General features: G+C 37.6%; 9 protein-coding genes. 3 read left to right on the top strand and 6 right to left on the bottom strand.

Annotated elements, in window-relative coordinates; genetic code table 11:
* Positions 1–109 precede the first annotated feature (109 nt).
* The gene (locus ACIR310F_RS0112380; RefSeq protein ID WP_028084102.1) at positions 110–754 is read right to left on the bottom strand and encodes a DUF3386 domain-containing protein; all 645 of its coding nucleotides are present in this window, start codon (positions 752–754) and stop codon (positions 110–112) included.
* A 103-nt stretch (positions 755–857) separates the two neighbouring features.
* Here ACIR310F_RS0112380 and ACIR310F_RS0112375 point away from each other — a divergent pair, with 103 nt between their 5' ends.
* The gene (locus ACIR310F_RS0112375) at positions 858–1,523 is read left to right on the top strand and encodes a helix-turn-helix transcriptional regulator (RefSeq protein WP_028084101.1); all 666 of its coding nucleotides are present in this window, start codon (positions 858–860) and stop codon (positions 1,521–1,523) included.
* 98 nt (positions 1,524–1,621) lie between these two features.
* Positions 1,622–2,452: a metallophosphoesterase gene (locus ACIR310F_RS0112370; protein WP_028084100.1), complete on the top strand. Its 831-nt coding sequence runs from the start codon at positions 1,622–1,624 to the stop codon at positions 2,450–2,452.
* Between the two features lie 60 nt (positions 2,453–2,512).
* Here ACIR310F_RS0112370 and ACIR310F_RS25615 read toward each other — a convergent pair whose 3' ends face one another.
* On the bottom strand, positions 2,513–2,650 hold the full coding sequence (locus tag ACIR310F_RS25615; RefSeq protein ID WP_155963784.1) for a hypothetical protein: 138 nt from the start codon (positions 2,648–2,650) through the stop codon (positions 2,513–2,515).
* Between the two features lie 64 nt (positions 2,651–2,714).
* Between ACIR310F_RS25615 and rlmN the strand changes: the two genes are divergently transcribed.
* Entirely contained in the window at positions 2,715–3,785 is a 1,071-nt protein-coding gene (rlmN, locus tag ACIR310F_RS0112365) for a dual-specificity RNA methyltransferase RlmN (RefSeq protein WP_028084099.1), read from the top strand.
* A 252-nt stretch (positions 3,786–4,037) separates the two neighbouring features.
* Here rlmN and ACIR310F_RS24340 read toward each other — a convergent pair whose 3' ends face one another.
* The 4 genes from ACIR310F_RS24340 to ACIR310F_RS0112345 all read right to left on the bottom strand — a co-directional run bounded on the left by ACIR310F_RS24340 (position 4,038) and on the right by ACIR310F_RS0112345 (position 6,165).
* A complete protein-coding gene (locus ACIR310F_RS24340; RefSeq protein WP_071604829.1) occupies positions 4,038–4,217 on the bottom strand; it encodes a replication restart DNA helicase PriA in 180 nt (59 codons plus the stop codon).
* A 382-nt stretch (positions 4,218–4,599) separates the two neighbouring features.
* Positions 4,600–5,376 carry a sulfite exporter TauE/SafE family protein gene (locus ACIR310F_RS0112355; RefSeq protein ID WP_028084098.1) on the bottom strand — a complete coding sequence of 259 codons (777 nt, stop codon included), beginning with the start codon at positions 5,374–5,376 and terminating at the stop codon, positions 4,600–4,602.
* A gap of 112 nt (positions 5,377–5,488) precedes the next feature.
* Entirely contained in the window at positions 5,489–5,851 is a 363-nt protein-coding gene (locus tag ACIR310F_RS0112350; RefSeq protein WP_028084097.1) for an aspartyl protease, read from the bottom strand.
* Positions 5,848–6,165 (bottom strand): hypothetical protein, encoded by a 318-nt coding sequence (locus tag ACIR310F_RS0112345; protein WP_028084096.1) that lies wholly within the window; start codon positions 6,163–6,165, stop codon positions 5,848–5,850. Before ACIR310F_RS0112345 ends, ACIR310F_RS0112350 begins: the two co-directional genes overlap by 4 nt.
* Between the last annotated feature and the right edge of the window lie 154 nt (positions 6,166–6,319).

Here is a 6,319-nt window from a genome sequence, read left to right as displayed (position 1 = left end):
CGTGCCGAAGGCATAGGAACGAAGAGAACGAAGAAAAGAGGGTTTGAGAGATATTTTGCGTAAGTCCTGAATAATTCGGGTAGGGGAAAAATATAGATTATTGAAAAATCTAGCCTAACAACTCAATATTAGAAAAGATAAAATCTTGAATAGAAAGGCTGTTGGCTATTTCCGTGCGAATTTCCCGACGGTTGAGAATGTAATAATTACCTACCTTTTCATATTCATCAGTAAAATCGCTTTTTCCACCCTTTTGTGCGCCGGTTTCCGGGTCATGGTACACAGAATTATAAGTATGAGAAAGATATCCTGCCCCTGTATCATGACTGGCAAAGGTGTCAATAGTCACAAAAGTACCGTGAATTAAACGGTGAACGTGGCAAACTTCATTGTTACGCACTTTGTATTTATCTCCTTCCGACTTACCACCAACAAAAATTTCTACTGCGCCCGTTGCGTCCGTGCTACCATATCTAAAAGTATTTGCGCCGTGAGTTTGTGCAAAAGGACGACGCACACGGTGAACAGCGATTTCCCAGGCTTGACCGTGAATGGCTTTTTTAGCGGCTTCGTCCTCGACATTGAGAACTTCAGCTTTGAGACTGGCATCAATTCGGACTTGACCTGTGATCACTTGGCCATCATACTTATAAGTAATATCTGCGGTATAACCAGGGAAATTTTCATCCCAGGTATAACGGTTTTCGTAAGCAGCCTGAAAAAGTTCTTGAGCAGAGATTTGAGTGACTGTCATGGGGAAAAATCCTCTATAGGAAGTGAAAATAGCATTTTATTCTTGCTGGTATTAGCATAGAAGTAATTATCAAGGTTCGCATAGTCCCCAAATGGGTACACTTATGGCTAAAACACTCCACGCCATTTTCCAGGCGATCGCTAATGTCCAAAATGAGCAAGAATTAAAACTAGCTTTAATGGCTACCATTGGCGAACATTTTGCGGTTCAACATTGGGGTATTAATCTCCTAGATTACCAATTAAATACTAAAATCAAAATTCCCGAAATTCCCGCTGTTTGCTTAGAAGCTAATCCCATTGGGCGTTATGTTATGGAACGTCACGCTCCCACCCATGAACAGTTAATTTTATCTCCTGAAGATTGGAAAAATTACTGTACTCGTCACGAGCACGTAATGACTGGTCCGATAGTTTGTGATGGTCAATTAGTGGGGACTTTAAATTTTGCCCGTGACCCCGGAAATCTGCCTTTTGATAGTAATGATTTAGCTGATTTAAGTGCAGTTTGTCTGCATTTGTCGGCTAAAATTGCCACATTACGGGTACAATCAAAAACCTTTTTATCTGTGGATAATTGTCCCTTAACAGCGCGAGAATTAGAAATTGCCACGTTAGTAGCCCAAGGTTTCACTAATGGCGAAATTGCAGTTAAATTATGGATTACTCAAAATTCTGTTAAACAGGCTTTAAAAAGAATGTTCCGTAAATTAGAAGTTTCTACCCGTGCGGAAATGGTGGCCAAAATAGATCCCCAACTTCTTAAATAATTTTTAAATAAATTGGTAATCCATAAGGATTGAGAATCAAGTGAATTGTATTTATATTAAGTGATCAATCAAATCTAATAGATATTAGTTATTTATTTATGCACAAGTTATTATCTGGAGCTTTAAGCACAGAAAAATTAGTCGTAAAAATCAAAAATTTACATCCATCTTTAGTAGGATTAAAACTGGTACAGATGTCAGATTTTCATTATGCTGATGGTCTATTATCAGAGAAAATGTTAACAGAAGCGATCGCAATTAGTAATGCAGTCAAACCAGACCTAGTAATTTTAACTGGTGACTATGTGAATACAAAAGCAAAACCAATTCATCAATTAGCACCAAAATTGAAAAATCTCCAAAGTCGCCATGGTGTCTATGCCATTCTAGGAAATCATGATATAGCTTTTCCTAGTTCCAAAACAGAAATTACAGATGCTTTAACCAAGGTCGGGATTAAAGTTCTTTGGAATCAAATTGCTTATCCCTTGGGAAACAAATTACCCCTAATAGGATTAGCAGATGTTTATTCACGAGAATTTAACCCAGAACCAATCATGAACCAACTTGATTCTACTACACCTTGTATTGTCTTATCCCATAACCCAGATACAGCAGAAATACTGCAAAAATGGCGAGTAGATTTACAATTATCTGGTCATACTCACGGGGGACAAATTGTCATTCCCGGTCTAGGACCAGCAATAATTTACTACACAAAAATATTGAAAAAAATCCCCAAGAAAATTAGGCGCAAATTACCATTTTTACGGAAAACCCATTCCATATTACATCATTGGCAATGGTCAGAAGGTTTACATCAAATAGGAAATAATCAATTATATGTAAATCGTGGTTTAGGAACTTATTTCCCAGGGCGGTTATTTTGTCCGCCAGAAGTTACTATTATTACCTTGGATGTCCCTTAATCTATTTCTGGCTTTGCGTCTTTGCTCCTTGGCGCGAAATAAAAACAATATATAGGACTTCTATTTGATTTTTGATAGCTTGTTGATTTTTGATAGCTTGCGTGGCGTAGCCATACAAGACTCAGTAGATATCAATTCTGTCTTTCTTCCCGTGTTCCCTGTTCCCTGTTCCCTGTTCCCTGTTCCCTGACCACACAAATAAATTCAGTAATCAAACCGGATTCCTATAGTACAATGGGGAATTAGTATCAAGTAATTTATTATGTCTGCTACGCCCCTTGTATCTCAAGTAGATTCACCTAACTCCGTCAAATCTGAACTTCTTCCTCCTCTCCTGGGCGCTTCGGTAACGGAGTTAACCGCTTGGGTACAGCAACAGGGACAGCCCAGTTATCGGGGTAAGCAATTGCATGATTGGATATATAATCAGGGAGCGCGTTCCCTGGCTGATATTTCCGTATTTCCCCAAAATTGGCGTTCGCAAGTAGCAGATATTCCCATAGGCCGTTCTTCTCTACATTACCGCTCTGTTGCCCCTGATGATACGGTTAAATATTTGCTGAAATTGGCTGACGGGGAAATTGTGGAAACTGTCGGTATTCCCAGCGATAAACGCTTAACTGTCTGTGTTTCTACTCAAGTGGGTTGTCCCATGGGCTGTGATTTTTGCGCTACTGGTAAAGGTGGTTATAAGCGTAACTTGACCCGTGGGGAAATTGTTGATCAAGTTCTAACTGTTCAAGAAGATTTTCAAAAACGGGTTAGTAATGTGGTATTTATGGGCATGGGTGAACCGTTGTTAAATACGGAAAATGTGATTTTAGCAATTAAATCTATTAATCAAGATGTGGGCATTGGTGCGCGATCGCTTACACTATCTACTGTAGGCATTCCCTCACGTATTCGTCAAGTAGCCGCACACCAATTACAAATTACCCTCGCTGTCAGTCTCCACGCACCTAACCAAGCATTACGGGAACAACTCATTCCCAGCGCCAAACCTTACCCCATAGAAGACTTACTCGCAGAATGTCGAGAATATGTGGAAATAACCGGACGCAGAGTAACTTTTGAGTATATTCTTTTAGCTGGAGTCAATGATTTACCTGAACACGCTTTAGAATTATCAAAACGGTTACGAGGCTTTCAAAGTCATGTGAATTTGATTCCTTATAATCCCATTCAAGAAGTAGATTATAAAAGACCCAACCGCGATCGCATAGAAGCCTTTGTTAACGTTCTTCAACAACAGAATACCGCCGTTAGTGTGCGTTATTCTCGCGGTTTAGAAGCGGACGCTGCTTGTGGACAATTAAGAACAATTAAAAGGTAATATCATGTCTGTTGAGGCTGGTAATGGGTAATGGGTAATTGGGAAAAGGCAATACAATGATGAACTATATCGTCAGTGATTGAGCGGACATGATAAGCTGTTACGTACCTGAATTGTATAATCCTAAAATGGTTAAATCTTGTGGGGTGGGCATCTTGCCCGCCAGACTTATACAAATTAAATACACAACAGCTTATAATTTATCATGAAAATTGTCAAAAATTGTCATTAAAATTGTGAGAAAATTGTCAATTATTTCCTAGCATAAATACCTGGTGCATAAGCCTCAATGACTTTACCAGTGCGAGTGCAAGTTATCATCAGGTAGTCGCAACTAGGGCATTGTGTCCGCGTAATTTGACTATCAGCAATATAGTGACGTTCAGCCGCACTACCGCAATTTGGGCAATGAATCTTTTGTGATACTTGCATTTTTAAAACCCTGAAATTAATAATTTTTGATTTGAGAAAAATTAACAAAAATTGACAAAAAATGTTTGATTGTCCTGAACTTGATATCTTTTATTATCTTAAACCTGATAATTATTATCATCATGCTTCAGATATATAAATTTACTTTAGATGTCACTTTTTTAGATTAGCTTTAGATTCGCGGTGATCCCTATGCTGTAATCCTTGAGATAGTCTTGTTTATTTTTTGGGAAAAAATGAGTTATTTTCCCATTCAAGCGTTACCAGATGGAAAAAACTGTAATCAAAATCACAAAATTGGTAGTTTTATATTTAATTAATCTTTGTTCCCTGTTCCCTGTTCCCTTGTCATAACGACAATTTTTAACGCCAACCTACTTACTTAACTATGAAGAAAAAAGTAGGTAGTCATAGCAAAAGCTACCACTATGACAAATTTTCGCACCAAACCGGGTTCTAATTGGCGAGCAAAATGAGCGCACAAATAACCACCTAAAGAACCTCCGACTGCCATGATAATAACTTGATGCCAAGCAATCAAATTAGCGAACATAAAGGGAATAATTGCCACACCATTAATACAACTTCCTAACCAGGTTTTAAAAGCATTAATAGCGTGAATATTTTTAATACCTAAAAAGGTTAAAGTTGCTAACATTAAAATGCCCATACCAGCACCAAAAAAACCACCATAAATAGAGATTAGCAATTGAGAAATTAGCAGAACAAACAAAGGTGGGGTTGCAGAAAAATCATTTCTAGTCCTAAATTGCAGCCAGCTTTTCAAAAAATCACTAAATGTAAATATCAAGGTTGCTGATAGTAACAAATAGGGTAGCATCTTTTTAAATACATCCGGTGATGTATATAATAAAGCCACTGAACCAATAACACCACCAACTAAACTTGTACCAGTCAGTAGTAATAATTGTCGTTTTTCGATACTCAAATCTCGACGATAAGCCCCTGCACTGGCTATAGCTGCTATCCACAGAGCAGTATTATTAGTAGCATTAGCAGTAATTGGTGCGACACCTGTAAATATCAGAGTCGGAAATGTAATAAAACTACCACCACCCGCTACAGCATTTAGTCCACCGGCAATAAAGGCCGTACTGAAGAGAAGTAAGCTATGAATTAAGGTTAGATCTTGCGGCATTTTTGTAATTAATAAACCTAGCTATACTGTTTTACAGTAAAATACCGCAAGTTTATGAAATCATCATTGTTTAAAATCTTGTTAAAATTCCGCTTTTTATTTGTATTACGTCTTATTCTAGCGTTAATATAGAAGATGATATATCTATTACCAAACGTCTGTTTTTCAACCATTTACGACCAAGTAAAATTTCCGGTAATCCTTGTCCCACATGAACAGGAATATCAAAATATTGTCCATCAATTTGCACTTTTCCTAAATAGATGTCAAATTCCGCATCACCCTGGGCTGTTACCATTGTTTGTTGTTCTAAATATATCCAACCAAGTGCTTCTATGTCCTGGTTATTAATTGCTAACCACCAAGAAAACCCAGTATCTAAAAGAGCTTCTACTGATAGTTCTAATCCATCAGCAGCTATTAAATTTATGTCAAAAAATAACTCATCCTCATCACCAAATTTACCATCAATCATATTTTACCACACACTCCAGTTTCATTAATTCGGAAAACGTGCAGTTTGACATTTGGGTATTTCTGATGTGCTTGTTGTGCGGCTAATAAGGGATCTTCATTAATAAAATATTCACGGCTATTTGGCTCAATTGCTATATACCAGTTATAGTGAGTTTTAATTAGTTCTGGTTTTAACTGCTCAAAAATTATTTTACATTCTTGAGATAATTTTTCCCGTTCAGCTTGCCATTGCGTCTTCTGTTCTTGATTCCATTGAATTTCGGGGAAGATTCTTCCTCTGCGGACTGTGCGAGTAGATTTTGTTTCTGGCATAGCTTTGTTTTGTACTAATGAAAAATATATAGGAATCCGGTTTGATTCCTGACTTTTCGGTTGAGTTAGGGAACAGGGAACTCTTAACTGGGAACAGGGAAGAAGGATTTTAGTATGTACCGAGTTCTGTTCAAAAATCAAATAGGAGTCCTAT

The organism is Dolichospermum circinale AWQC310F (assembly GCF_000426925.1).
In the GTDB taxonomy this organism is placed as follows: Bacteria; Cyanobacteriota; Cyanobacteriia; order Cyanobacteriales; family Nostocaceae; genus Dolichospermum; species Dolichospermum circinale.
This window is presented reverse-complemented; position numbering and strand designations above follow the sequence as displayed.

What these genes read in the sequence shown, in the direction of transcription:
- ACIR310F_RS0112380 (WP_028084102.1), bottom strand. Translation starts at nt 754, where the DNA reads ATGACAGTCACTCAAATCTCTGCTCAAGAACTTTTTCAGGCTGCTTAC.
- ACIR310F_RS0112375 (WP_028084101.1), top strand. Translation starts at nt 858, where the DNA reads ATGGCTAAAACACTCCACGCCATTTTCCAGGCGATCGCTAATGTCCAA.
- ACIR310F_RS0112370 (WP_028084100.1), top strand. Translation starts at nt 1,622, where the DNA reads ATGCACAAGTTATTATCTGGAGCTTTAAGCACAGAAAAATTAGTCGTA.
- rlmN (WP_028084099.1), top strand. Translation starts at nt 2,715, where the DNA reads ATGTCTGCTACGCCCCTTGTATCTCAAGTAGATTCACCTAACTCCGTC.
- ACIR310F_RS24340 (WP_071604829.1), bottom strand. Translation starts at nt 4,217, where the DNA reads ATGCAAGTATCACAAAAGATTCATTGCCCAAATTGCGGTAGTGCGGCT.
- ACIR310F_RS0112355 (WP_028084098.1), bottom strand. Translation starts at nt 5,376, where the DNA reads ATGCCGCAAGATCTAACCTTAATTCATAGCTTACTTCTCTTCAGTACG.
- ACIR310F_RS0112350 (WP_028084097.1), bottom strand. Translation starts at nt 5,851, where the DNA reads ATGATTGATGGTAAATTTGGTGATGAGGATGAGTTATTTTTTGACATA.
- ACIR310F_RS0112345 (WP_028084096.1), bottom strand. Translation starts at nt 6,165, where the DNA reads ATGCCAGAAACAAAATCTACTCGCACAGTCCGCAGAGGAAGAATCTTC.